Source organism: Streptomyces sp. NBC_01351, from assembly GCF_036237315.1.
Taxonomy (GTDB): Bacteria; Actinomycetota; Actinomycetes; order Streptomycetales; family Streptomycetaceae; genus Streptomyces.
Genome location: NZ_CP108356.1, coordinates 7717674 through 7740685, shown reverse-complemented (window position 1 = coordinate 7740685; position 23012 = coordinate 7717674). Strand labels below are relative to the sequence as shown.

Below are 23012 nucleotides of genomic sequence, written 5' to 3'. Positions count from 1 at the left end.
GCGCGGGATCTTGCGGAGCATCAGTTCGATCTAATCAGCTTCGGGCGCACTGCGACTCGTTGATCCGGATCAAGTTGCCCGCGGGATCGCGGAACGCGCAGTCGCGCACGCCGTAGGGCTGCTCGGTGGGCTCCTGGACGAACTCCGCTCCGCCGGCCCGCAGCCGCTCGAAGGTGCCGTCGAGGTCGGTGGTGGCGAGGGTGATGCGGGCGTAGGTGCCCTTGGCCATCATCTCGGCGACGGTACGGCGCTCGTCCTCGGTGATGCCGGGGTCGGCGGCCGGCGGCTCCAGGACGATGGCCGTCCCGGGGCTGCCGGCGGGGCCGACGGTGATCCAGCGCATCTCGCCGTACCCGACGTCGTTGCGGACCTCGAAGCCGAGGACGTCGCGGTAGAAGGCCAGGGAGGCCTCCGGGTCGGTGTGCGGAAGGAAGGTCCAGTGAACGGTGACGTCGGCGATGCCGGTGTTATCGGTGTTGTCCATGTCCTTCACGCTAGCCGCGCCTCCCTGACCAGGGCTTCTCCATTCCTGATCGGTTCCGGTCGATGCGCCGGGCCCTCCCCCGGAGGGATCATTCGCCGGTACGAAGTGCCTCGCGCAGCGCCTCCGCGAACTCGGCCGGGGCACCCTGCTGCCCGTACTCCCCGCCCAGGAAGCCTCCGTGGTGGCTCGGGAACACGCTCAGCTCGGTGCCGAGCGAGGCGGCGATCTCGGCTGCGGCGCGCGCGGGGAACTCCCCCTCGGACTCCTTGCCCGCCGCGATGACGATGTGCGTGGGCGCGGCGCGGAGCGCGTCGAATCCGGGCCGGTAGCCGGTGCAGGCCCGCATGTTCTGGCCCAGGAGCGGGTCGTCGCGCGAGCCGTCGTCCTCGGTCGGCAGTCCGAACTGGGCGGGCGAGGGAACCGGCTCGCCCGCCCAGTCGGCGGGGAAGGGCCCCTTGCGGGCCGCCACCGCGAAGAACTTGACCATCGCCGGTCCCATCCCGTCGCGCAGGTAGGTCGCGTGGATGTCCGCGCAGACCTCCAGCGCCACCTTCCGGTCCGGGAGGACGTCCGCGGTCGGCGGCTCGTGCGCCACGAGGGTGCGCACGAGGGGACCGTGCCGCTCCACGAGGGCGAGCGCGTTGACGGCGCCGCCGCTGCTCGCGAACACGTCCACCGGACCGGTGCCGAGGGCCTCGATCAAGCGGCGCAGGTCGTCGGCGTGCTCCTCCGGCGTGTTCTCCGGCGCGCCGTCGGTACGGCGGCTGCGGCCCACCCCGCGGGGGTCGTAGGTGACGACCGTCCGGTCGGTGAAGTACGAGGCCAGGGTGGCGAACCCGGTGGCGTCCATCGGCGAGCCGACCAGCAGCAGGGCGGGCTCGCCGGCCGCGCCGGCGTTCGTACCGCTGCGGATGTCGTAGCCGAGCGTGGCGCCCACGGCGTCCAGGGTGCGGGTCTCGATCTCGGGCATGGCCGTCTCCTCGGTGGTGGGGCAGGTCGTCACGGGGGTAGACCGGCGCTCCCGCCGAAACTCATCGGCCGCGCGCGAACTCCTTCGGGATTCGCCCGGCGACGATCACGGGAGCGGCCCGTGTGACCATGTCCCGTCGATACATCCGCACCTCATGGGGGGACCATGCGCACCCGCACCATCACGGCCACGACCGGCCTCGTCGCCGCGCTCGCAACGATGCTGATCCTGAGCGGCTGCTCCGCTCCGGGCGGGAACCGGGGCGGGGCCGCGACCCCCGCGAGCTCCGCCGCTCCGGCCGCTCCCGTGCCGGCGCCGGGTGGCGGGGCCGGCTTCGACGGGCCCCGGCCGCAGGACCAGAACCTGCTGGCCTGGACGGGCGACCCCAATGACGCGGGTCATGTCACCGCGCAGTCGGCCGCCGGTGTCGGTGGGCGGGTCACCCTCGTACGGATCGTCCTGCGCGAGCAGATCACCTGGTCGAACATCTGGCTGGGCCTGGCCGGCATCGACCCGAACGCCCAGCTCGCCAACTGCTACCTCGGCGTGTACGACGCCAACGGCACCCTGCTGTCGGCCACCCCGGACATCTCTCCCCAGCTGATGACCGACCCGATCGCCAAGCCGCTGGCCCTCGGCAAGCCGTTCACCGCGGCCCCCGGCACCTACTTCATCGCCCTTCTTCTCAACGGCAGTTGGGCCACGAACGGGCTCACGCTCAAGGCCACGGGGGCGGGCATCTCGGTCAACGCCGGCCTGACGGCGCCGAAGCTCCGCTACAGCACCCTCCTGACCGGTCAGACCTCGCTGCCCCCCACCCTGACCCTCGCCGACCAGTCCGTCAGCACCATCAACACGGGCTGGGCCAGCCAGTGGTACGCGATCTCCTGATCCCCCGGTCCGCGGCCGCGCAGGGTCAGGCCCGTCCGCCTTCCCCCGTTCCTGCGTCGCCGGCTGCCGCGTCGGCATACTGCGCGGCGTACTCCGGCGTGGGCTCGATGGGCGTGATGACGTCGATCAGCACGTCGTTCGGGTCGGCCACGATGAAGTGACGCTGCCCGAAGTCCTCGCTGCGCAGCTCCAGGAGGGGCCGCAGCCCTTCCCGTACGACGAGCCGCTCCCACTCCGCGTCCACGTCCGCCACTTCGAAGTTGAGGAGCAGGCCCTGGGCGGGGGCGCGGTGCCCTTCGGGGATGCTGGGGTGGGTGTGGTCGAGGAGAGCCAGTTCGTAGGCGGGGTTCCCCGAGTGGCGCAGGCTGACGTACCAGTCCGCCGTGAACGTCGTCTCGAACCCCAGCAGTCGCGTGTAGAAGTCGTGGGACTCCTTGAGCTTCGCCGTGCCGATCACCGGATAGAAGCCGGTCGGTTTCATGACCCACACTCCATTCACGTACCGTTGGTATGTGAGAGACGGTATTCGCGTACCGTTGGTATGTCAAAGGGTGTGCGGAGAGAGGGAGCGCGATGCCAGAGCAGGGCGTCCGGGCGCGGCAGCGGGAGCAGACCAGGCGGGCACTGCTGCGGGAAGGCAGGCGCCTGTTCTCCGAGCAGGGCTACGCCGCCGTCAGCCTGGCGGAGATCGTCCGCGCCGCCGGGGTGACCAAGGGGGCGCTCTACCACCACTTCTCCGGCAAGCCGGAGCTCTTCCGCGCCGTCCTGGAGGAAGTACAGCAGGAGGTGGGCCGGCGCGTCGCCGGCGCCGCCGATGCCCAGGACGACCCGTGGGACCAATTCACCGTCGGCTGCCAGGAGTTCCTCACCGCGGCCACCGATCCGGACCTTCAGCGGATCATGCTCGTCGACGGGCCCTCCGTACTGGGCTGGGCCGAGTGGCGCGCGATGGACGAGGCCGCGTCGGCCAGGCACCTCGCCGACGCACTGGCCTCCCTCGCCGAGGCGGGAATCATCGCGCCCAGGCCCGTCGCACCGCTGGTCCACCTGCTGTCGGGGGCGATGAACGAGGCCGCCCTCTGGCTGGCCTCCTCCCCCGACCCCGTGAACTTGGAACACACCCAGGAGACGCTGGGGCAACTGCTCGGGGCACTGCGCGTCGTCTGACCGCCGACGGCGCCACGTCAGCCGATGCGGTCGGCGATGCGGTCGGCGATGGTGCGCGCGCACACCAGGGACTCGGAGTGTGTCGTGTCCACCTCCAGGTCGTAGGACACGCCCTCGTGCACCAGGTCCGCCTGCGCCGCGGCCATCCCCGGGGTCCGGTCCCCGCGTGCGATCTCACGGCCCGCGGCGACCGCGCTCTCGCACCTGACGCCCACCCACAGCACTTCCAGCCCGTCGAGAGCCTTGTTCCACCGCCGCTGGGACTCCGCTCCGCCGAGGAAGACCTCGTCTATGACGATCCTGGCACCGGCGCGGGCCATGGCCACGACCCCCTCGATCCAGGCCGCCTCCAGCTCCCGGAACCCGGCCCCGACGCTCACCCCTCCGTCCGCGTCGAACGTGATGCCCTCGTCCGACGTCTGCAGGCGCGCGGGCAGGGCGTCGACGAAGGAGTCGCATCCGAACGCCAGCCACGGGTCCGGCAGCACCTCCTGCAGGCACCGCACGATCCCGGACTTACCCGAGCTGGAACCACCGTTGAGAATGATCATCCGAGTCGCCACCGCGTCAGCGTAGGACGCTTTCCGCACGCCGTGAAACGAATTCCGGAAGGTGCTGGGGCGGGGCGTAGCGCTCGGCCAGCGCGGCGACCGCCTCGGCGACCGCGTGGCGCAGTTCGGGCGGGCCGAGGACCTCGGCTTCGGGGCCGAGACGGAGCAGGTCGCCGACCGCGACGGCGTGCGTCTCCACGGGGAGGTGGACATGGAGCCATCCCTCCGCGTCGACGGCGTCCGGGCCCGCCGATTCCGCGTCGGCGAGGGCCCGTACGCCCGCTGCGCCGAAGTGCATGGGCAGCAGTTTCCGGGCGCGCGGGGAGAGCCGCAGGGCGGCGGTCTGGCGCAGGAGCGAGCCCTCCAGGCGTCGGGAGGTCTCCTCCCAGTAGCCGGCGAGGTCGAAGCCGGCCGGCCGCTCGAAGCCCTCGTCCAGGGTCTCCACGGCCAGGAACCGCCCCACGCGGTAGGTCCGCACCGCCGCCTCGTCCGCCCGGGCGACGAGGTACCAGATGCCGCCCTTGACCACGAGGCCGAGGGGGTTCAGTTCACGGAGCACCTCGCGGTGGACCTCGCCGCCCCAGCGGCGGTAGCGGGTGCGCAGGATCCGCTGGTCCCACACCGCCCGGGCGATCTGCGCGAGGTGCGGGACGGGGTCGGCGTCGCGGAACCAGGCCGGGGCGTCCAGGTGGAAGCGGGCCTGGATCTGCCGGGCCCGGGCGGCGAGTTCGGCGGGCAGGGATGCCTGGAGCTTCAGCTGGGCGGCGGCCAGATCGGCGCCGAGGCCGAGTTCCCCCGCGGGGCCGGGCACCCCGGCGAGGAAGAGCGAGCCTGCCTGGGCGTCGGTGAGGCCGGTGAGCCGGGTGCGGTAGCCGTCCATCAGCCGGTATCCGCCGGCCGGGCCGCGGTCGGCCTGCACGGGGACTCCGGAGGCCCCCAGCGCGTCGATGTCCCGGTAGACGGTACGGACCGACACCTCCAGCTCGGCGGCGAGCTCGGGGGCGGTCATCCGGCCGCGGTTCTGGAGCAGGAGGAGCAGGGAGAGGAGCCGGTCGGCGCGCATGCGGACCATTGTCCGTCGTACCTGACAGAAGGTGTCAGGTACGACGGACAGGCTGTTCCCGCACCCAGCGAGCGAGCGACGCACAGCACCAGGAGGACCACCATGACCAAGCCCCCGCAGACCGCCACCGGCCGCTTCACCTTCGCCGACTGGGAGGAACACCCCGTCGGCCCGGCCGACACCACCCCGCGGCTCGCCCGCGCTTCGGTGACCAACTCCTTCTCCGGCGCGATCGAGGCTCCGGGCACGAGCTGCTCTTACACGATCGCGTACACCGGGGAGACGACCGGCACCTACGCCGGAATGGAGCTCCTGTCCGGCAGCGTCGAAGGCCGCAAGGGGACCTTCGCCCTGGAGGAACGGGGCGAGTTCGACGCCTCCGGCACCCGCTGCCGCTTCGAGGTGGTCCCGGGCTCGGGCACCGGCGAGCTGACCGGACTCGCCGGCTCCGGGGGCTTCGACCACCGCCACGGCGAGGAGTCCGTCGCCTACACCTTCACCTTCACGTTCGCGTAGGCGCTGGACGGCCCCTGACCGACGGGGCGTGCGACCGCGGCGGTTACTCCGCGGACGCGTCCAGGAGGATCCGCGCCAGTTCGCCCGGCTGGGAGAACATCGGCCAGTGCCCGGTGTCCATCCGGACCAGCCGCCAGTGCTCGCCGGTCAGCAGCTTGGCCACGTCCTCGCTCGGCTCGGCGCCGTCGAGAAGGCACTTGACGTACGTCGCCGGAAGCTCACCGAGCGGTCGCGTCAGCACGGCCGGTTCGGCCAGCGGCGCACCCGGGTGCGGCGTCGAGCCGGCCACGATCCGGGCCGTCTGCTCCTCGGTGAGGCCCTGACCCTCGAACTCGGCCGCGGTCCGCGATGCCCAGAAGCCGCCGTTCGCGGCGATCGCGGCTTCCAGTTTCGCCGGTCCCTCCCACCAGGCGGAGACGAACGACTCGCCGTCGGTCGGCACACTGGAGTCGACGAAGACCACCCGGGCCAGCCGGTCGCCGATGCGCTCGGCGGCCTGACCGACCGGGATGCCCGCGTAACTGTGCCCGACCAGGACGACGTCGCGCAGATCCCGGCGTTCCACCTCGTCCACGATGTCCTGGACATGGGTCTGCTGCCCCGCCGGCACACCCCGCTTCTCGGCGAGGCCGGACAACGTCACCGCGTGCGCACCGTGACCGGCCGCACGCAGCTCCGGCACCACGTCGTCCCACGCCCACGCCCCGAGCCACGCACCCGCGACCAATACGAATTCCGTCATGGCCCCACCGTAGTGGAGAGGTCTTCGTCCGACATCCGTCGGGTGTCCCAGCCGGATCGCGCACCGTTCGGCGCCTCCGCTCCCCGGCGCGGGACCCTATCCTCCTGTCATGGAGGCACTGGCCGTACGGCTGTCGGGACTGGATCCGTACGTCGACGGCGTGATCCGAGTCGTCGCGTTCTACGACACGTTGATGCGCCGTCGGGTGGATCTGGCGGCGCTCGCCCGGGCCTCTTCGGGTCTGGCCGAGTGCGTGGCCGGGATCCGGCTGCACGGTACGGGGAAGGTGACGCGCGTGTCGCCCGACGGCAGGGAGGCCGGCCTCCCGCCGGCGCCCGCCTCCAGCACACGGCCGATCGTCCTCGACGAGGAGGAGATCGGCACGGTGTGGCTGGAACGCCCCGGCCCGCCCGGCCCGTTGGACGAGGTGCTGTTGGAGCGGTTGGCCCTCGCCGCCGCGGCCGTCGCCGAGCGGTACGGTCCGGCCCGCACCACCATGGCCGACCCGGCCCTCGTCGAGCTGGTGATCGGCGCCGACACCGACGAGGCGGGCCGGGCCCGGGCGTTACGTCTCCTGGGCTTCGCCGCAGGCCTGCCGGTCCGCGTGGTGGCCGTGCGGTCGCGGCTGCCGCTCGACCGGATCGGCGGCCTGATCTGCCCGGCCCGCCCGGTGAAGGCGGCGCTCCTCGCCGACGTGGGCGTCATCCTGGCGACCACGGTGGACTGGACCCGGCTCCCGGCGGGCGTACGCGCGGGCATCGGCGCCGCCGAGAGCCCCGACCGCTCCTGGCGGGAGGCCCGCACCGCCCTCCGCTTCACCACTCCTCGCCGCCCGGTCGTGGAGTACGCGGGCCTGGGGGCCCTGGCGCTGCTGGCCGAGATCCCCCGGGACGCCTCCCGCGACAACGTCGACGTGGCCGCCGTCGCCCGGATCGCCGCCAACCCGGAGGACTTGGAGACTTTGGACGCCTACTGCTCCACCGGCTCCCTGCGCCGTGCGGCCGACCTGCTCCACTTGCACCACAGCAGCGTCGCCCGGCGGCTCGAACAGATCGCGAAGGCATGGGGCATCGAACTCACCGAACCCGCCGGCCTGGTCCGGGCCGGGCTCGCCCTCACCGCGTGGCGGCTGCTCGACGAGGGGTGAGCCCCGGGAAGTCCAGCCCGGCTTCCCGTTCCCGCCCCGAGACCGCCCGGTGGCGGGCTCACCGTCACCGGGTCCGCTTGCGCAGACCCGTCACGTCCGCCAGCACCTCGTCCGCCGCCCGCTCCCCCGTCTCCACGGCTCCGTTGAGGAATCCCTGGAAGTCGACCGACGTGTGTTCGCCCGCGAAGTGGCAGTTCCCCTCCCGCTCGCGCTCGATCCCCGCGAACCGGGTGTACTGCCCCACCTTCCAGTAGGAGTACGACCCCTTCGTCCACGGATGGCCGGGCCAGAAGTCGATCGTCGCCCGGCCGTTCCACCGCGCGCCGATCCCGGGCAGGACCGGTTCGATCTGGTTCAGGAAGCGGCGGGCCCTGGTCTCGGGGGTGCCGGCGCCGAAACTCGCCCCGATCGTGCCGCCCGTGTAGTCGACGAGGATCCCGGAGGCCCCCGGCTGGGCGCGGCTCACGTCCCAGGTGCTCTGGTAGCCCCGGTCGGCGAACGTCTCACCATTGGAGCCGAGGGATTCCCAGTGCCTCGTCGCGAACTGGAGGTGGAGCTTCGAGTTCGTGCCCATGCCCATCTCGGCGATCGCCGTCCGCTTCAGGGCGCGGAAGCCGGCCTGCGTCAGGTCGACCGAGGAGCGGAGGATCGAGAACGGCAGCGCCAGTACCACCTTGTCGGCGGTCACGTCCGTCACCGTGAGCCCCCGCCGGAAGGAGAGGGTGTAGGTGGTGTCGGTGTTCCGCCTGATCGCGACGAGCTCGGAGCCGAGGGTGATCTGCCCGGGGAGCGCCGCCGCGAGGCGGGCCGGAATCTGATCGTTGCCCCCGGTCACGTGGTACTTCTCGTTCGACGCGCCGAAGATGCGCAGCCGTCCCTGGCCCCGGTACCCGAGCAGGTAGAGCAGGTTGAGCGCGCTCTGCCGGTCGCTGTCGGCTCCGTACTCGATGGTGTAGGCGACGTCCAGCAGCTGTCCGAGCTTCGAGGTGATCCCGCCGGGGACGCTCTCGTTGATCCAGTCGACGATCGACATCCGGTCCAGCTGGCGCCCCCGCGGCGTGCTGTTGTTGTAGAGGGTCGGATAGCCGGCCGCGACGACGTCCGCGTGCAGCTTCCGCCAGACCCGCCTCAGGTCGATGGACGCCTGCGCGAACGAGTACGGGGCGCCGTCGAAGTAGCCGAGCGAGGCGGTGCCGTTCCGCTCGGCGGCGAGGAGGTTGTCCAGGGTGAGCCCGAGCTGTCCGACGAGCCGGCGGATCGCCGTATGGCCCTGGTCGATCAGTTCACCGCCGCGTTCGGCGAGCTGGCCGTCCGCGAAGGCCCCGCGCAGGGTCCAGCAGCGGCCGCCGACCCGGTCCGAGGCCTCGTGCAGCTGAGCGGTGTAGCCGGCCTGCTTGAGCCGGTAGGCGGCGGTGAGGCCTGCGAGGCCCGCGCCCACGACCACGATCCGGGGGACGGTCGCGGCGCCGGTGGTGTCCGTGGCGCTCGCCGCGCTCGCGGGTGGGGGCCATGCCCCCAAGACGCCCGCGCTCGCGGCGGCGAGCCCGAGCAGCCCCGCATCACGGAGCAGCCGCCTGCGCGGGAGGCCGCGGGGGTCTCCCGGCTCGGCGATCAGATCCTGGAGCGACTGTGCGAGTGGCGTGCGGGCCATGGAACTCCCGACCTCCCTGGAGACGGCGGCGAGCACACGAAGCGCATGCGGCGGCTCGCACCAAGAGCGACGTGTCCGCACGATCGTCCTGCGCCTGCCACGGCAGCGGGGCCCACGACACCTCGGGCACCGGCACTGCCGCTCCAATGGCGGGTACGGACGTGGGTTAGGTTGGCCGGCGTGAACTCACGGGGGCGGAGTTATCGGTACGTGGGACCGGCGGAGCTCCGGGCGCTGGTCCGGCCGGAAGCGGAGGGCCGACGGATTCGCTCGGCCGCCGATTTCGACGGCTGGGTGTCGGCTCTGACCGCCGAGGACCTGGCCGAGCCGTTCACGTTCGTCGTGGACTCGGCGGGTGTGCTGCGGCTCGCGGCGCGGCGGAGCGAGCACGTGGCGTGTGCGGGTGGGGGAAGGGTTCTGGGCGCCGGGGAGATGGGTTTCCGCCGGGAATCCGGGCGGTGGATGGTTGCCGAGGTCAGCAACCAGTCGACCGGTTACTGCCCGGACGTCGGCTCGTGGGCGGCCGTCGCGGACGCGCTGGACGCGGTCGGCATCGCGCGCCCTCCCGGCTTCACCCACGAGGTGGTGTTCCGGCGCTGTCCCGGCTGCGGGGAGCTCAACATCGTGCGGGACGAGGACTACGTCTGCGTCTTCTGCGGTGCGCGGCTGCCGGAGGAGTGGAATGTGGACGGCGGCTCCGGGAGCGCCGGTTGAGCTCCCGGAGGCGCTCCGCGCGCAGCGGTCGGGGCCCGGTCACGTCGCCGGGGTGGCCGGGGTGGCCGGGGCGATCAGGGGCGGGTTGAGGCGGGCGAAGCCCTCCTGGCGTTCGTACGGGAAGTACGGGTACGGGGCCGGCCTGTGGCTCGCGGCGTCGAGTCGGGCCGTCTGCTCGGGGGACAGGGTCCAGCCGATCGCACCGATGTTCTGGCGCAGTTGGGCCTCGTCGCGGGCGCCGACGATGACGGAGGACACCGTGGGGCGGGCGAGGAGCCAGTTGATGGCCACTTGGGGGATGCTCCGGCCTGTCTCCCGCGCGACCTCGTCGAGGGCGTCGACCACGTCGTGGAGGTGGCCGTCCTCGACGGGCGGGCCGTAGTCGGCCGTCCGGTGCAGGCGGCTCTGCGGCGGCAGCGGTTGGCCCCGGCGCAGTTTGCCCGTCAGGCGGCCCCAGCCCAGCGGGCTCCAGACCATGGCGCCGACGCCCTGGTCGTGACCGAGGGGCATCAGCTCCCATTCGTAGTCGCGCCCGATGAGGGAGTAGTAGACCTGGTGGGCCACGTAGCGCGGGAAGCCGTGCTCCTCGGCGGCGGCGAGGGACTTCATCAGCTGCCAGCCCGCGAAGTTGGAGACGCCGACGTAGCGGATCTTCCCGGCCCGCACGAGCCGGTCGAGCGTGGACAGGACTTCCTCGACCGGGGTGGCGGCGTCGAAGGCGTGCAGCTGGAAGAGGTCGATGCGGTCGGTGCCGAGCCGGCGCAGGGCGTCCTCCGTCGCCCGGATCAGGCGGGAGCCGGAAGTGCCGGCGTCATCTGGCCCCTCGCCCATCGGCAGGCCGGCCTTGGTGGACAGCAGGACCTCGTCGCGCCGGCCCTTGACCGCCTGCCCCAGAACCTGCTCCGAGGCGCCCGCCGAGTACACGTCGGCGGTGTCGAACATCGTGATGCCGGCTTCCAGGCAGATGTCGACGAGCCGGCGCGCCTCCCGCGCGTCCGTGGTGCCCCAGGCGCCGAACAACGGCCCCTGGCCGCCGAAGGTGCCGGCGCCGAAGCTGAGGGCGGGGACCTTGAGGTCGGAGGTGCCGAGCTGCCTGTACTCCATGATGGATCCCTCCAGAGAGCAGTAATGGAACGCTGGACCCGTTAAGGTGAGTCCAACGTAGCAGGAGACTTGCACTAATGGAACCGGAGTGCCGTTATGACGCCCAGTGATGCCGTCGAGCCGGGGACCGTGCGCCCCGGGGGCCGTACCGCCCGGGTGCGGGCCGCGGTGCTGGAGGCGGCCGGGGACACCCTCGCCGAGCAGGGGTTCCACCAGCTGGACCTGGCCGAGATCGCCCGCCGCGCGGAGGTGGGCAAGACGACGGTGTACCGCCGCTGGGGAACCGTCACCGGCCTGGTCGCGGACCTGCTGGCGGACATGGCCGAGCAGTCCCTGCCGCGCGCCGAGACCGGCTCGTTCCTGGAGGACATGCGGGCCAACGCCGCCCTCGTGCGGCGCACCCTGGCCGATCCCCGCCAGGGGGCGCTGTTCAAGGCCGTGATCGCCGCGGCCACGAGCGACGCACGGACGGCGGAGGCCCTGCACCGCTTCTACGAGGTCCGCGTGGCCGAGTGGGCTCCGTGCGTACGGGAGGCCGTCGACCGGGGCGAACTGCCCGCGGGCACCGACGCCGCCGAGGTGGTCCGCGCGGTCTCCGCCCCGCTCTACTACCGCTTTCTCACGTCCGAAGCCCCCCTCGACGAGGCCGCGGCGGAGCGGGCCGCGCAGGCGGCCGTCTCCGCGGCCCGCGCGGGGGTCTTCACCGGGTGACGGGCGGCCCGCGCCGCGCCCGCCCCCGGTCACGGCATGCGGGTCACCGCTCGGGCCTCCCGGGAGAGAGGTGGTCGACCAGTTCGGCGAGGTCCTCGCAGACCTGTTCGATTTTCAGACGGATGTTGTTCTGCTCGGTGACCAGGGCCGACAGCAGCAGCCCGGTCAGGGCCGCCGCCCCGTTGAGGGCCTGGAGGTTGACCATGACCTCGAAGAGCGTGTGGCCGGTGAACGGCCCCTCCTGGTCGATCGCCGCCGAGATCGCCACGACCGACACGAGCAGGGCGCACGGGGCGGCGCCGGCCAGCTGGAAACGGACCGCCGCCCAGATGAGCAGGGGGAACACGAGGAACAGCAGCGAGAGGGAACTGCGGGTGGCCGCGACGGCGACGACGCCGGCCACGGCCATCAGCACGGCCGCCTCGGCCGCCCGGAAGGCGTCCGTGGGCAGCCTGACCGTGGGCAGGACGAGCAGCACCGGGGTCACGATGAGCACGCCCATCGCGTCTCCGGCCCACCAGGCCGTCCACGTCGGCCAGAACTGGGCGAGCGGCAGGTCCCCGCTGAACACCAGGGTCCAGGTTCCGGCGGTCGCGCTGATCAGCATCGGGAGGAGGCCGCCCAGGAAGACCAGCGCCAGCCCGTCGCGCAGCCGGTCCAGCTCGACGCGGAAGCCGGCCCAGCGCAGCAGCGCGTACGCGCACACCGGGGCGAGGGCGTTCCCGGCCACGATGCCCAGGCCGGGCGCGTCGAAGGAGCTGATGCTCTCGATGGCGAAGTACGTACCGAGGGCGATCCCCGGCCAGATCCGGATGCCGAACCAGAGCAGGCAGGCCACCGCGATGCCCGTGGGCGGCCACAAAGGCGTGACCATCGCGTCCTCGACGACCACGCGATGGCGCAGGCCGAGCCGACCGCTCGCGTAGTAGGCGACCGCGACGGCGAGGATCGTCAGGAGGACTGCCGGGAATCGTCGCCATCGCTCGGTGCGCACCACAGCATCAGACAACAGTCCCCGGGCCCCGGCGGATCGTGACACGCGCTATCCGGGGTGGGGGTCGGGGGCCGCCGCGTCACGGCGCGTCGTGGCTGAGGACGAGCACGGCCGCGTCATCGGCGTGACCGGTGGAATCGGCCACCTTCATCACCTCGGCGGCGAGCTCGTCGGGGTCGCCGCCCGCCCCTTCCCTGACGACGTGCACCACCCGCTCCAGCCCCACGTCGATCGGGAACGCCGGTCCTTCGACCACACCGTCGGTGAGCAGGACGATCGAGCCGGCCGTGACGAGGCGGCGCCTGGTCACCGCGTATCCCCCGCCGGGCAGCATGCCGAGCGGCGGCCCGCCGGCGTCCTCGGCTATGCCGTACCGGCCGTCGACCGTGGCCCAGACGGCGGGGACGTGGCCCGCCCGGGCGCTTTCGATCTCCCAGGTCTCCGGATCGAAGCGGAGCAGGGTGCAGGTGGCGAAGAGCTCCCGGCCCATGGCGAGCAGTACTTCGTTCGTCCTGGTCAGGACCTCGCCGGGATCGTCGACCACGGAGGCCACGGCGCGCAGGCCGATGCGCACCTGCCCCATGAAGGCGGCCGCCTCGACGTCATGGCCCTGGACGTCGCCGATGGAGAAGGCGAGGGCTCCCTCGGCCAGCCGGAAGCCGTCGTACCAGTCGCCCCCTATGTCCAGGCCGTGGCGGGCGGGCGCGTACCGGGCCGCGGCCCGCAGCCCCGGCAGGACGGGCAGCGAGGTGGGCAGCAGCTCGCGCTGCAGGGCCTCGGCCAGTTCCACCCTGGCCTGCTGGAGCTCCACCCCTTCCCGGGTCTGGGCGGCGAGCCGCCGCAGGGTGCTCAGCAGCTCGGCGCTGGTCACCCGCGGTGGCCGCCGCGGGGTCATGGACCGCTCCGAGGTGCGGGTTCATCCATTCGTCTCTGCTTCCGCTGTGCGAAAAGCCCGCCCCCATCGTATTTCCGGTCGGCCCGGCGCGCGCGTCCCGCCGGGGCCCGCCTCCCCACGTGGACATCCGTTGGCGGGAACTGGCGATTCGGCGTGCGCGGGGGTGGCCGCGTGGGCGACGGTGGGAGCGGCCGGACCTGCCGGCGTTCGTGAGGAGGCTTTCCGTGAACTGGACACTCGAAGTGGTTCTGGTGCCCGTCGCCGACCTGGACCGGGCGAAGGCGTTCTACGCCGACAAAGTGGGGTTCACCGTCGACCTGGACGACGAGGTCGCGCCCGGGGTCCGGATCATCCAGCTGACCCCGCCCGGCTCCCGCTGTTCCATCGCGATGGAATCGGGCATGCCGGCGGCGCCCGGAGCGAAGAAGTCGGCGCCCGGCGCCCTGCAGGGACTCCAGCTCTGCGTCACGGACATCGAGACGGCCCGCGAGGAGTTGGTGGGCCGGGGCGTGGACGTGTCGCCCGTCCGGCACATCGGCATGGGGGGCTGGGAGGACGGGAAGGGCGACACCTGGAACTCGTTCATGACCTTCGAGGATCCGGACGGGAACGGCTGGCTGGTGCAGGAGGCCCCTTCGGAGCTGTCGGAGCGCTGAGTGCGGACGGCGTCGTCGGCGCGAGCGGCAGGCGCACGACCAGCCGTGCCCCGCTCGGAGCGTCCTCGGCCGTGAGGGTGCCGCCGTGATGGGCGGTCAGGTCGCGGGCGATGGCCAGGCCCAGGCCCGCGCCGCCGTGGTCGCGGCTGCGGGCGTCGTCGAGGCGGGTGAACCGTTCGAAGACCCGTTCCCGGTCCTCCCGGGGGATGCCGGGGCCGTCGTCCGTGACCTCCAGTACGGCGGTGTGGGCGGTGTGGGCACCACCGCGCAGGACGAGCCGCACCTCGCGGTCGGCGAAGCGCTGGGCATTGTCGAGCAGGTTGGTGACCACCCGGGTGAGCCACAGCTCGCTGCCGGTCACCACGACGGCCGGGTCCAGTCGGGTCCGCACCGGGACCCGGTCGCCGAGGCGCGCGTCGACGGCGGCCCCGACGAGCGAGGTGAGGTCCAGCGGGACCGCCGAAACGGGCTGGGCCGCATCGATGCGGGCCAGGAGGAGCAGGTCGGCGGCGAGTTGCTGGAGGCGCTCGATGTCCTGGAGCGCTCCGCCGATCAGCTCGGGCCACAGCTGCGGGTCCCGGACCGCGAGGGCCACCTCCAGCTGGGTGCGCAACACGGTGATGGGGCTGCGCAGTTCGTGCGAGGCGTCCGCGATGAACTGGCGCTGCCGGGCGCCCGAGGCCTCCAGCCGGTCCAGGGTGGTGTTCATGGTCTGCGCGAGGCGGGCGACCTCGTCGTGGGTGGCCGGTACGGGGACCCGGCGGTGCAGGTCGCGGTCGGTGATGGCGGCCACCTCGGCGCGGATCGCCTCGACCGGTTCGAGGGCGCGGCCGGTGACCCGCCAGGTGACGAGGGCGACGGTGGCCAGGAGCAGCGGTACGCCGAAGGCCAGGGCTGCCGTGGTGACGTCGTCGGCGGCGTCCACATCGCGCAGGGAGGTGCCCGCGTAGACGGTGAGGATGCCGTCCGGGGTGGCCGCGGTGACCTGGACGACCCGCTGACGGTGCTCGTCGCCGAGCGGGCGCACCTTCAAGGTGTGGGCGCGCCTTCCGGACGGCACGGGTTCGTTGGGCTGGATCGGGGGAACTCCGGCCAGGTTCGGGGTGGCCAGCACGACCCGGCCGTCGGCGCCGACCACCTGGATGAAGTCCACGCCGCGCACGAACGGCCGGACCCGGTCGAGGTTCCCGGCGGCGGCGAGCCGGGCGACGGTCTGGGCCTGCTGGTACGCGTCCGTCTCGGCGTTGCGCAGCAGGTTGGCCTCCAGGAGTCCGAGGAGGACGTACGAGGCCAGGGTCAGGGCGGCCGCGACCACGGCGACGGCGCCCGCGGTGGCCCGGGCGCGGACGGTCCTGGGCCACGGGAGGCGCACGCGGAGCGAGCGACGGAGGCGGTGGAGGGGAAGGCCGAGGCGGGGGAAGCGGCGGCGCGGGGCCGCGGGCTCAGCCACCGTCGGCCGCCAGCCGGTAGCCGGCGCCCCGCACGGTCTCCAGGGCGGCGCGGCCGAACGGGGCGTCGATCTTGCGGCGCACGGCACTGATGTGCACCTCTACGACATTGGGATCGCCGTCGAAGGCGCTGTCCCAGACCTGTTCGAGTATCTCCCGCTTGGGTATCACCTCGCCGGGTCGCCGGGCGAGGTACTCCAGTACGGCGAACTCCCTCGCCGTCAGGCGGATCTGGGTGTCGCCGCGGACGCAGAGGTGGCGCGCCGGGTCCAGGAGCAGGTCCCCGAAGCGCAGGGTCTGCGGGCTCCGGCGGCCGGTGCGCCGGCCCAGTGCGCGGAGCCGGGCGACGAGGACGAGGTAGGAGAACGGCTTCGAGAGGAAGTCGTCGGCGCCCGTGTCCAGGGCCTCGGCCTCGTCGTACTCGCCGTCCTTGGCGGTGAGCATGAGGATGCCCGACTCGTTGCCGGCGGCGCGCAGCCGGGCGCAGACCCGGTAGCCGTTGAGGCCGGGCAACATGATGTCGAGCACGATGACGTCGTAGTCGTGCTCGGTGGCCATCCACAGCCCCTGCGGCCCGTCGTGGGCCAGGTCCACCGTGAACCCCTCCGCTTGCAGCCCTCGCTGCAGGGCCACGGCGAGCCGCCGTTCGTCTTCCACCACCAGTACGCGCATGGCGCCCAGGGTCTCAGGCCGCGCGGCCTCCCGGCTGAAGGGGTCTTCAGGCGGCTTCAGCTGGGCTTCAGGTTTCCTCTCGCATGCTCGGGGCGAGCAGCCGGGCGGAGTGCCCGGTGGTCATGAGGAGTACGCGTATGTCTGAGTCTTTCCCTCCGCCGTCGGAGCAGCAGCCGCCGGCCGAGCAGCCGCCGACGGGTCCCGGGAAGTCCGCCCGCCTCGTACGTTTCGTTCCCCGGGGCAGGGGCGCCCGCTTCGCGGCGATCGGGGCGGCCGTGGTGCTCGTGGGCGCCGGGGCGGCCGTGGTGACCGCGGTGGCCGTGTCCGACCACCATGGCGACAGGCGCGCGGTCCGCTTCGAGGTGGCGCACGAGGGCGGTCCCGAGCGCGGTCCCGAGGGCCTGCGCAAGTTCGGGCCGGACGGGCCGGGCAAGGTCGGGCCCGAGGCCATGCGCAAGCACCGGGAGGGGCTGCCCGGCGGGGTGAAGGAACGCGGCGCCGAGGGCCTCGCGCCGGGCCGCGGCGCGGCTCCGGCGCCGATCCCGTCCCTGGCCATCGGGGACGCGGCGCAGAAGGCCGCGGCGGCGGTGACCGGCGGCAAGGTCGAGAGCCTGCGGGTGGTCGGCCAGCAGGGCGGCGGCAGCGCGTGGCTGGCGGTGGTCCTCGGTCCGGACGGCGTCCGGCACGCCGTGACCGTGTCCGGCACGGACGGCACCGTCACGGGCAACGAGCAGCTGTCGGGGAGGTGACGGGGCCGGGGCGGTGGCCGCGCGCCGGGCTGAAGTAGCGTTCAGTCATGAGCATGCCCCCGCCGCCCCAGCAGCCCTCCGGCCCTTACGGGCCTCCGCAGCACCCGAGTCCGTACGGCGCCCCGCAGTACCCGCAGCAGCAGTACCCGGCACCGTCGTTCCCCCAGCAGTCGTTCCCGCAGCAGCCGCATCCGTATCCGCAGCAGCCGCCCTACCCCGGCCACGGCGCGTGGGGGCAGCCGCCGATGGGGCCGCCGCCGCGCAAGAGCCGTACCGGCATGGTGATCTGGATCGTCGTGGGCTCGCTGGTCGGGCTCGGCGTCCTCGGGTACGCCGTCAACCGGATCAATGAGGCGGGGGCCATGGCGAGCGGATCCGGCTTCCCCGCGGCCGAGTACCGGCTCACGGTGCCGAAGACCCTCCTCGACGGCAAGTTCACGCTGGCCCAGGACCTGTCGCAGACGGAGGGCAAGAAGGCCCTGAAGAACAGCTACGACGCGAACATCCGCAACCCGGAGCCGGCGGTCGGCCAGTACAGCTCTGCCTCGGCGAAGGCACCGGGCTTCCTCGTCTTCTCGGGGATGTACGGCCAGTTCAAGGACCCCGAAGGGGCCCGCAGGAAGATGCTGAAGGGCGCCGGGGACGCCGACGGCGCGACCATCGCGGTGCCCGCCCGGGACATCACTCCCCCCGGTTCCGACATCACCGTTTCGTGCCAGGTGCTGACCTCGAAGCAGGACGGTGCCACGGTCACCCTGCCGATGTGCGCCTGGGCGGACGGGAACACGGGGGCCTCGGTCGCCGTGGTCACGCCGGAGACCTCGCAGCAGTCCCCCGGGTCCGTCGACCTCACCAAGACCGCCCAGACCACCGTCAAGGTGCGGGCGGAGGCCCGGCAGCCGATCGGCTGACCGGGGGTCGCTCCGTCCGGCCGGCCGGACGCGCCGCCGACCGGTCCGGGCGGCGGCGGCGTCTACTGGGAGCGTCAGGGCACACGACGGTTTCTGTGGAGGACGGGTCGGCATGCGGAAGATCGCGGCGCAGTTTTTCATCTCGCTCGACGGCGTCGTGGAGGCGCCGGACCAGTGGCACTTCCCCTACTTCAACGACGAGATGGGGGCGGCCGTCGACGCCACCCTCGGCACGGCCGACACCCTGATCCTCGGCCGCCGGACCTACGACAGCTTCGCCGGGGCCTGGCCGGAGCGGGAGGCGTCCGGCGGTGAGGACGCCCCCTTCGCGAAGGTGCTCGGAGACGCCCGGAAGATCGTCGTGTCGCACCGGCCGCTCGAACCCGCCTGGCGCAACTGCGAGCGCATCGAGGGCGATCTCGTCGAGCCCGTCACGGCCCTGCGGAACGGGCCGGGCAGTGGTCGCGTGTGGATCAGCGGCTCGGTCTCCGTCGTCCGTCAACTGCTGGCCGCGGGGCTGCTGGACGAGCTGAACCTGCTGGTCCATCCCATCGCCGTCCGCAAGGGCATCCGGCTCTTCGAGGAGGACGAGGCCCCGGTCCCGCTGGAGCTGATCTCCTGCGAGACCTTCCGGACGGGAGTGCTCAACCTGTTCTACTCCCCCGCCGCGCCGGCCCGTCACGGCACCTACGACGACGCGAAGGCGCACCTGCCGCAGCACTGAGGGCGGTAACGCAATCCCCGGCGGGCGCTGCGACCGAACCGCCCGCATCCCCGCTCCTCCGGGGGCGGGGAATGCGAGGGACGACCGAGTACGGGATCGTCAGTCAGTCGTTCCCTCCCACCGCGTGCACAGGGACCAGATGATGAAGACGTCGATCGCGATGATGATGACGGACCACCAGGGCTGGTACGGCAGCCACACGAAGTTGAGTATCACGCTGAGGCTGGCGAGCCCGATGGCCGCGCCCCTGGCCAGCTCCGATCCGGCGAACAGTCCCACTCCGGCGAGGACGACCACGATTCCGACGATGAGGTGGATCCAGCCCCATGCCGTCAGGTCGAATTTGAAGACGTAGTCGCCGACGCGCGCGTAGACGTCGTCCTTCGCGATGGCCGCGATGCCCTGGAAGATCGCAAGGACTCCGGTGACCAGGAGGAGGACCGCGGCGAACACCGTGCCTCCGCCCATGTGCCCGGTCTTCGCGACCGGTGTCGATTGACTCATGGAAGTCACCTCATATCTGGTTCGACTGGTTGGGTTCGACGAGTTGGTTCGGCGTCAGGCAGGCAGCTGGCGCATTTCGAGTACGCGCAGTCCCAGTGACTGGAAGCGCATGAGGAGCCCGTACAGGTGGGCCTCGTCCGCGACGGTACCGAGGAGCAGCGTCTGCTCCCGGACGGGAATCCTGTCGAGCTCGGGGAAGCTCGCGGCGAGTGTGTCCGTCACAACGCCCGATACGCGGAATTCGTAGCGCATGGACTCATCGTCGGCCCCGTCGGGCCGCTCCGCATCGCCCGGTTCGGGGGAGAAGGCCGGGCGGACGTCCGCCATCCGGAGTCCGGCTCACAGCATCCCGAGGTCCTGGGCCCGGTGGACGGCCTCGCTGCGCCGGCTGACGGAGAGCTTGCGGTAGATGCTCTTCAGGTGGGTCTTGACGGTGTTGGCCGATACGTAGAGCTCGGCCGCGATCTCCTCCGTCGACAGCAGCTCGGCGGCCTTGCGGAGTACGTCCGTCTCCCGCGGGCTCAACGGCTCCAGCACGGGCGGTTGCCCGCCGGCCGACAGAGCGCGCACGTTGGCCGGAGTGCGGGCGAGCAGCCAGCCGTGGAGCCGGGCCAGTTCCGGGTCCTGGCGCAAGGTCCGGCGTACCCAGGGGCCGCTCTCGGCGAATACCCGTCGCAGCTCCTCGGGCCGGGCAAGCCCCAGTGCCTCGCCCAGCAGCCGGTGCGCCTCCCCGGGTGCGCCGTCCGCTGCGGCGGCCTCGGCCCGGAGCAGGGACGCATGGGCCCGTACGGGCACGGGGACGGCCTCGTCCTCCGACACGGTCGCAAGCGCCTCCTGCGCGTGGTCGCCGCGTCCGGCGGCCAGGAGGGCTCGGGCGCGGGCCACCGCGTGCTCCGGCCGGTCGGAGGCCACACCGGCCACGCTGTTCGCGCCGTCCAGGGCGGCCAGGGCGGCAGCCGCGTCACCGTGGGCCAGGTGCACGGCCGACTCGGCCACGGCCAGCTCGTCCAGCGCCCACGCCTGCGGCAGCCCTGGAGCCCCGGCCGTACGCACCGCTTGGAGGGCGGCGATCGCGGCCTGCCCGTCGCCCTCGGACGCGGCGATCCGGGCGCCTATGACGGCTGCCAGGGCCGCGGCCACGGGTTCCGGACGGGGTCCGGCCGCGGCGCTCGTCTGGTCGAGGTGGCACCGGGCGCTCGCCAGGTCGTCGTGCTCGGTGGCGACACCCGCCAGGACCAGGTGGGCCACACCCGGCCTGCGCTCGGGCGGAAGGGCCGACTGCTCGGCGACGGTGAGCGCCGCGCGCGCGTGCTCGGTGGCCCGCCGCAGCCGGCCGGCCAGCAGCTCGACGAGGGCGAGCGAGCCGAGCGCGTCGCAGAGCGGGAATTCAGTCCCCGGAGCCCCGCACGCCTCGACGGCGGCGATGAGGGCGGCCTCGGCGCGGTCGAGGCTTCCCGCTCCGAGCTCGGCCGCGCCGAGGCCCGCCAGCGTCAGGGCCCGGATCTCGGGGCGCTCGGCGAGCAGCGCTGCGGGCACCTCACCGAGCAGGCGGTCGGCGTCGGCTGCCGCCCGTTGGGTGGCCGCCAGGTCGTCGGCCAGCCGCCCGGCGAGCACGCCCACGAAGGCGCGACACAACCTGGCCGCCGGACCGGCTGCGGCGGCCAGGTACGAGTCAGCCCGCCGCAGCCAGGCCTCGCACCCGGAAAGGTCCTGGTCCGCGAGCCGGCAGGCCGCGCCGACCAGTGCGGGAGCCGGACCCCGCGTACCGGCCGGCATCGCGGCGAAGGCCAGGCCGAGGCGGTCCGCCTCCAGACCGGTGAAGAGGCGGCCGATCGCCAGCTGGTCGACGAGGAGCGTGGCCGCGAACGGCCAGTCACCGGCGGCGGTGGCCTGCCCCACGGCCTCCGGGAGGCGTCCGGTCACGGCGAGCCAGCGCGCCGCCAGCCCGCGCAGCCGGGGTTCGAGGCCGGGTCGGCGTTGCCGTAGGTGTGCGCGCAGGACTTCGGCGAAGAGGGGGTGCAGTCGGTACCAGGCCGATGCGTCTACCTGTTCCAGGAACGCATTGTCGCGGGCCAGCCCGGCGAGCGTCCGAGCCGCGTCGTCCCTCCCGGTCAGCGCGTCCGCGAGGTCCGGGTGGATGCGATCCGTGACGCAGGCGCGCAGCAGCAGGTCCTGTGCGGGCCCGGGCTGCGCGTCCAGCACTTCTCTGAGCAGGTAGTCGGCGATCGTGGTGCGGTCCGCCGCGAACTGGCGGAGGAAAGCCTCCGGGTCGGCGCTGCTCTGCATCGCGAGGGCGCACAGGCGCACTCCTGCCGCCCAGCCCTCGGTCCTCTCCATCAGGAGTCGGATCCCCGCCCGCGATATCTCCAGCCTGTGCTCGGTCAGCAGTGCCTCCGCGTCCTCTTCGGCGAATCTGAGGTCCGCGTACCGGATCTCGGCGATCTCGCCGGCCGCGCGGTAGCGGTGCAGGGGCAGCAGCGGGTCCGTTCGGCTGGTGAGTACGACGCGCAGGCCCTCGGCGGCGTGCCGGAGTACGAAGTCCAGTCCCTCCGTTATCGCGGGCGCCTCGGCCGTGTCGAACTGGTCGAGCACGAGGACCGCGGGCCGTGGGGACTCGGCCAGCCCTTCCGCCAGGCGCACCAGGAACGACCGGGTGACCCCTTCGGCTCGGGTCGGCCTGCCCACCCCGGCAGGCAGCACCCCGCCCCGGTGGAGCGCCTCCAGGAGGTACGCCCAGAAGGCACCGGGAGCGTCGCCGGGCTCGACGGTCAGCCACGAGGGTGGCCCCGGCGAGATCCCCTCGGCCACCCAATGGGCGGCGAGCACGGTCTTGCCCGAGCCGGCCGGACCGTTGACGAGGGTGAGCGGCCCCTCCGCCCCGGCCGTCAGGCGCTTCAGCAGTTCCGGCCGGTGGACGAGGTGCTTCGGCACGGCCGGGACGGTGAACCTGACCGTGAGCATCGGGTCACCGCTAGGTGCCGGGCTCCCCTGCACCCTAGGTACCGGGGGTACGGGTGGTTCGGGTGGTTCGGGTGGTACGGACTGTGATCGGCCCACATCCTCCACTCAAGCCGGGTTCGGTGGTGATCACCAGTCGGGTCACCTGGACCGGGTGATGTGCCCGGCCACGGCGCCTTTCCAGACTGGAGGTCCCACAGGGACCTTGTACGCGAGAGCAGCGGCGCAGGGCGGACGGTCGTACAGGAGGTCCGATGAACGCTCTCGCGGAAGCCGGTGCGCTATCGCTCGTGGAGTGATGACGACCGCCACCGTGGACCACACGATGCTGCGCCGGCGTCGCCGGTTGCGCGCCGGGCTCACCTGATCGGGCTGGGACTGGGGCTCGCGGCACCCGCGATCACCCGCGGACCGGCGCTGCCGTCCCGCCAGGTGGTCGACATGCTGATCGCGATCGGCCTCGGGGTGCTGGGCGCGACCACGGTCATCTTCTCGCTGCTGTTCCTGGTGGTGCCCTTCGCCCTCGGCGTGACCGTCTTCTGCATCACCGCGGCCGTCACCATCGGCACCCGTACGGTCATCTCGGCGGCGGTGCCCGCCGCGGCGGGGATCCTGCTGCTCGCGATGCTGCTCCTGCTGCGGCACCTGCTCATGGGGGCCTGCGCCGCGATCCAGCCGGCCCCGGTCCTCAACTCGGTCACCGAACGGGCCCGGACGATCCTCGACGTCCTCTACCCTCCGCGAGGCCACCGCCCGGAGCCGTCCTCGCCGGAGCCGCCTCCCGTCCGCT

Annotated in this window: 26 protein-coding genes; 10 read left to right on the top strand and 16 right to left on the bottom strand. The window is 72.7% G+C overall.

Annotated elements, in window-relative coordinates:
• Positions 1–34: 34 nt before the first annotated feature.
• Both OG625_RS35665 and OG625_RS35660 read right to left on the bottom strand, forming a co-directional pair.
• Entirely contained in the window at positions 35–484 is a 450-nt protein-coding gene (locus OG625_RS35665) for a VOC family protein (protein WP_329389266.1), read from the bottom strand.
• Between the two features lie 88 nt (positions 485–572).
• Positions 573–1454, bottom strand: coding sequence for an alpha/beta fold hydrolase (locus OG625_RS35660; RefSeq protein WP_329389265.1), 882 nt, complete (start codon positions 1452–1454; stop codon positions 573–575).
• A 165-nt stretch (positions 1455–1619) separates the two neighbouring features.
• Between OG625_RS35660 and OG625_RS35655 the strand changes: the two genes are divergently transcribed.
• Entirely contained in the window at positions 1620–2345 is a 726-nt protein-coding gene (locus tag OG625_RS35655; RefSeq protein WP_329389263.1) for a hypothetical protein, read from the top strand.
• 25 nt (positions 2346–2370) lie between these two features.
• On the opposite strand, the gene OG625_RS35650 is transcribed toward OG625_RS35655, so the two are convergent.
• Positions 2371–2826 carry a VOC family protein gene (locus OG625_RS35650; RefSeq protein WP_329389261.1) on the bottom strand — a complete coding sequence of 152 codons (456 nt, stop codon included), beginning with the start codon at positions 2824–2826 and terminating at the stop codon, positions 2371–2373.
• A gap of 92 nt (positions 2827–2918) precedes the next feature.
• On the opposite strand from OG625_RS35650, the gene OG625_RS35645 reads away from it, so the two are divergent.
• Positions 2919–3512 (top strand): TetR/AcrR family transcriptional regulator, encoded by a 594-nt coding sequence (locus OG625_RS35645; RefSeq protein WP_329389259.1) that lies wholly within the window; start codon positions 2919–2921, stop codon positions 3510–3512.
• Between the two features lie 17 nt (positions 3513–3529).
• On the opposite strand, the gene cpt is transcribed toward OG625_RS35645, so the two are convergent.
• Together cpt and OG625_RS35635 are read right to left on the bottom strand one after the other, a co-directional pair.
• Positions 3530–4063, bottom strand: coding sequence for a chloramphenicol phosphotransferase CPT (gene cpt, locus OG625_RS35640; protein ID WP_329389257.1), 534 nt, complete (start codon positions 4061–4063; stop codon positions 3530–3532).
• A 16-nt stretch (positions 4064–4079) separates the two neighbouring features.
• Positions 4080–5126 (bottom strand): helix-turn-helix transcriptional regulator, encoded by a 1047-nt coding sequence (locus OG625_RS35635; RefSeq protein ID WP_329389254.1) that lies wholly within the window; start codon positions 5124–5126, stop codon positions 4080–4082.
• Positions 5127–5228: 102 nt separating this feature from the next.
• On the opposite strand from OG625_RS35635, the gene OG625_RS35630 reads away from it, so the two are divergent.
• Positions 5229–5642: a DUF3224 domain-containing protein gene (locus tag OG625_RS35630; protein ID WP_329389252.1), complete on the top strand. Its 414-nt coding sequence runs from the start codon at positions 5229–5231 to the stop codon at positions 5640–5642.
• 43 nt (positions 5643–5685) lie between these two features.
• On the opposite strand, the gene OG625_RS35625 is transcribed toward OG625_RS35630, so the two are convergent.
• Entirely contained in the window at positions 5686–6384 is a 699-nt protein-coding gene (locus OG625_RS35625; protein WP_329389250.1) for an alpha/beta fold hydrolase, read from the bottom strand.
• 109 nt (positions 6385–6493) lie between these two features.
• Here OG625_RS35625 and OG625_RS35620 point away from each other — a divergent pair, with 109 nt between their 5' ends.
• Positions 6494–7531, top strand: coding sequence for a helix-turn-helix domain-containing protein (locus OG625_RS35620; protein ID WP_329389248.1), 1038 nt, complete (start codon positions 6494–6496; stop codon positions 7529–7531).
• Between the two features lie 64 nt (positions 7532–7595).
• Here OG625_RS35620 and OG625_RS35615 read toward each other — a convergent pair whose 3' ends face one another.
• The gene (locus OG625_RS35615; protein WP_329389246.1) at positions 7596–9182 is read right to left on the bottom strand and encodes a flavin monoamine oxidase family protein; all 1587 of its coding nucleotides are present in this window, start codon (positions 9180–9182) and stop codon (positions 7596–7598) included.
• Positions 9183–9392: 210 nt separating this feature from the next.
• Here OG625_RS35615 and OG625_RS35610 point away from each other — a divergent pair, with 210 nt between their 5' ends.
• A complete protein-coding gene (locus OG625_RS35610; protein WP_329389244.1) occupies positions 9393–9896 on the top strand; it encodes a hypothetical protein in 504 nt (167 codons plus the stop codon).
• Positions 9897–9935: 39 nt separating this feature from the next.
• Here OG625_RS35610 and OG625_RS35605 read toward each other — a convergent pair whose 3' ends face one another.
• A complete protein-coding gene (locus OG625_RS35605; protein WP_329389242.1) occupies positions 9936–11000 on the bottom strand; it encodes an aldo/keto reductase in 1065 nt (354 codons plus the stop codon).
• Positions 11001–11096: 96 nt separating this feature from the next.
• On the opposite strand from OG625_RS35605, the gene OG625_RS35600 reads away from it, so the two are divergent.
• Positions 11097–11711: a TetR/AcrR family transcriptional regulator gene (locus OG625_RS35600; protein WP_329389240.1), complete on the top strand. Its 615-nt coding sequence runs from the start codon at positions 11097–11099 to the stop codon at positions 11709–11711.
• A 43-nt stretch (positions 11712–11754) separates the two neighbouring features.
• Here the strand turns inward: OG625_RS35600 and OG625_RS35595 are convergent, their stop codons facing one another.
• Together OG625_RS35595 and OG625_RS35590 are read right to left on the bottom strand one after the other, a co-directional pair.
• Complete coding sequence (locus tag OG625_RS35595; RefSeq protein WP_329389238.1) at positions 11755–12708, bottom strand: MASE1 domain-containing protein; 954 nt, start codon at positions 12706–12708, stop codon at positions 11755–11757.
• A 76-nt stretch (positions 12709–12784) separates the two neighbouring features.
• Positions 12785–13600 (bottom strand): PP2C family protein-serine/threonine phosphatase, encoded by an 816-nt coding sequence (locus OG625_RS35590; protein WP_329389236.1) that lies wholly within the window; start codon positions 13598–13600, stop codon positions 12785–12787.
• Positions 13601–13824: 224 nt separating this feature from the next.
• Between OG625_RS35590 and OG625_RS35585 the strand changes: the two genes are divergently transcribed.
• Positions 13825–14256, top strand: coding sequence for a VOC family protein (locus OG625_RS35585; protein WP_329389234.1), 432 nt, complete (start codon positions 13825–13827; stop codon positions 14254–14256).
• Here OG625_RS35585 and OG625_RS35580 read toward each other — a convergent pair.
• Both OG625_RS35580 and OG625_RS35575 read right to left on the bottom strand, forming a co-directional pair.
• On the bottom strand, positions 14183–15628 hold the full coding sequence (locus OG625_RS35580; protein WP_329391236.1) for a sensor histidine kinase: 1446 nt from the start codon (positions 15626–15628) through the stop codon (positions 14183–14185). The genes OG625_RS35585 and OG625_RS35580 overlap by 74 nt on opposite strands.
• A 70-nt stretch (positions 15629–15698) precedes the next feature.
• A complete protein-coding gene (locus OG625_RS35575; RefSeq protein WP_329389232.1) occupies positions 15699–16376 on the bottom strand; it encodes a response regulator transcription factor in 678 nt (225 codons plus the stop codon).
• Between the two features lie 137 nt (positions 16377–16513).
• Here OG625_RS35575 and OG625_RS35570 point away from each other — a divergent pair, with 137 nt between their 5' ends.
• The 3 genes from OG625_RS35570 to OG625_RS35560 all read left to right on the top strand — a co-directional run bounded on the left by OG625_RS35570 (position 16514) and on the right by OG625_RS35560 (position 18760).
• A complete protein-coding gene (locus OG625_RS35570) occupies positions 16514–17125 on the top strand; it encodes a hypothetical protein (protein ID WP_329389229.1) in 612 nt (203 codons plus the stop codon).
• A gap of 47 nt (positions 17126–17172) precedes the next feature.
• A complete protein-coding gene (locus OG625_RS35565; RefSeq protein ID WP_329389227.1) occupies positions 17173–18036 on the top strand; it encodes a hypothetical protein in 864 nt (287 codons plus the stop codon).
• A gap of 112 nt (positions 18037–18148) precedes the next feature.
• A complete protein-coding gene (locus OG625_RS35560) occupies positions 18149–18760 on the top strand; it encodes a dihydrofolate reductase family protein (protein WP_329389225.1) in 612 nt (203 codons plus the stop codon).
• 99 nt (positions 18761–18859) lie between these two features.
• Here the strand turns inward: OG625_RS35560 and OG625_RS35555 are convergent, their stop codons facing one another.
• The 4 genes from OG625_RS35555 to OG625_RS35540 form a co-directional block, all read right to left on the bottom strand.
• Complete coding sequence (locus tag OG625_RS35555; RefSeq protein ID WP_329389224.1) at positions 18860–19264, bottom strand: DUF7144 family membrane protein; 405 nt, start codon at positions 19262–19264, stop codon at positions 18860–18862.
• Between the two features lie 54 nt (positions 19265–19318).
• Positions 19319–19516, bottom strand: coding sequence for a hypothetical protein (locus OG625_RS35550; RefSeq protein WP_329391234.1), 198 nt, complete (start codon positions 19514–19516; stop codon positions 19319–19321).
• Between the two features lie 87 nt (positions 19517–19603).
• Positions 19604–22225 (bottom strand): LuxR C-terminal-related transcriptional regulator, encoded by a 2622-nt coding sequence (locus OG625_RS35545; RefSeq protein ID WP_329389222.1) that lies wholly within the window; start codon positions 22223–22225, stop codon positions 19604–19606.
• Between the two features lie 356 nt (positions 22226–22581).
• Complete coding sequence (locus OG625_RS35540; protein WP_329389220.1) at positions 22582–22923, bottom strand: hypothetical protein; 342 nt, start codon at positions 22921–22923, stop codon at positions 22582–22584.
• Positions 22924–23012 lie beyond the last annotated feature (89 nt).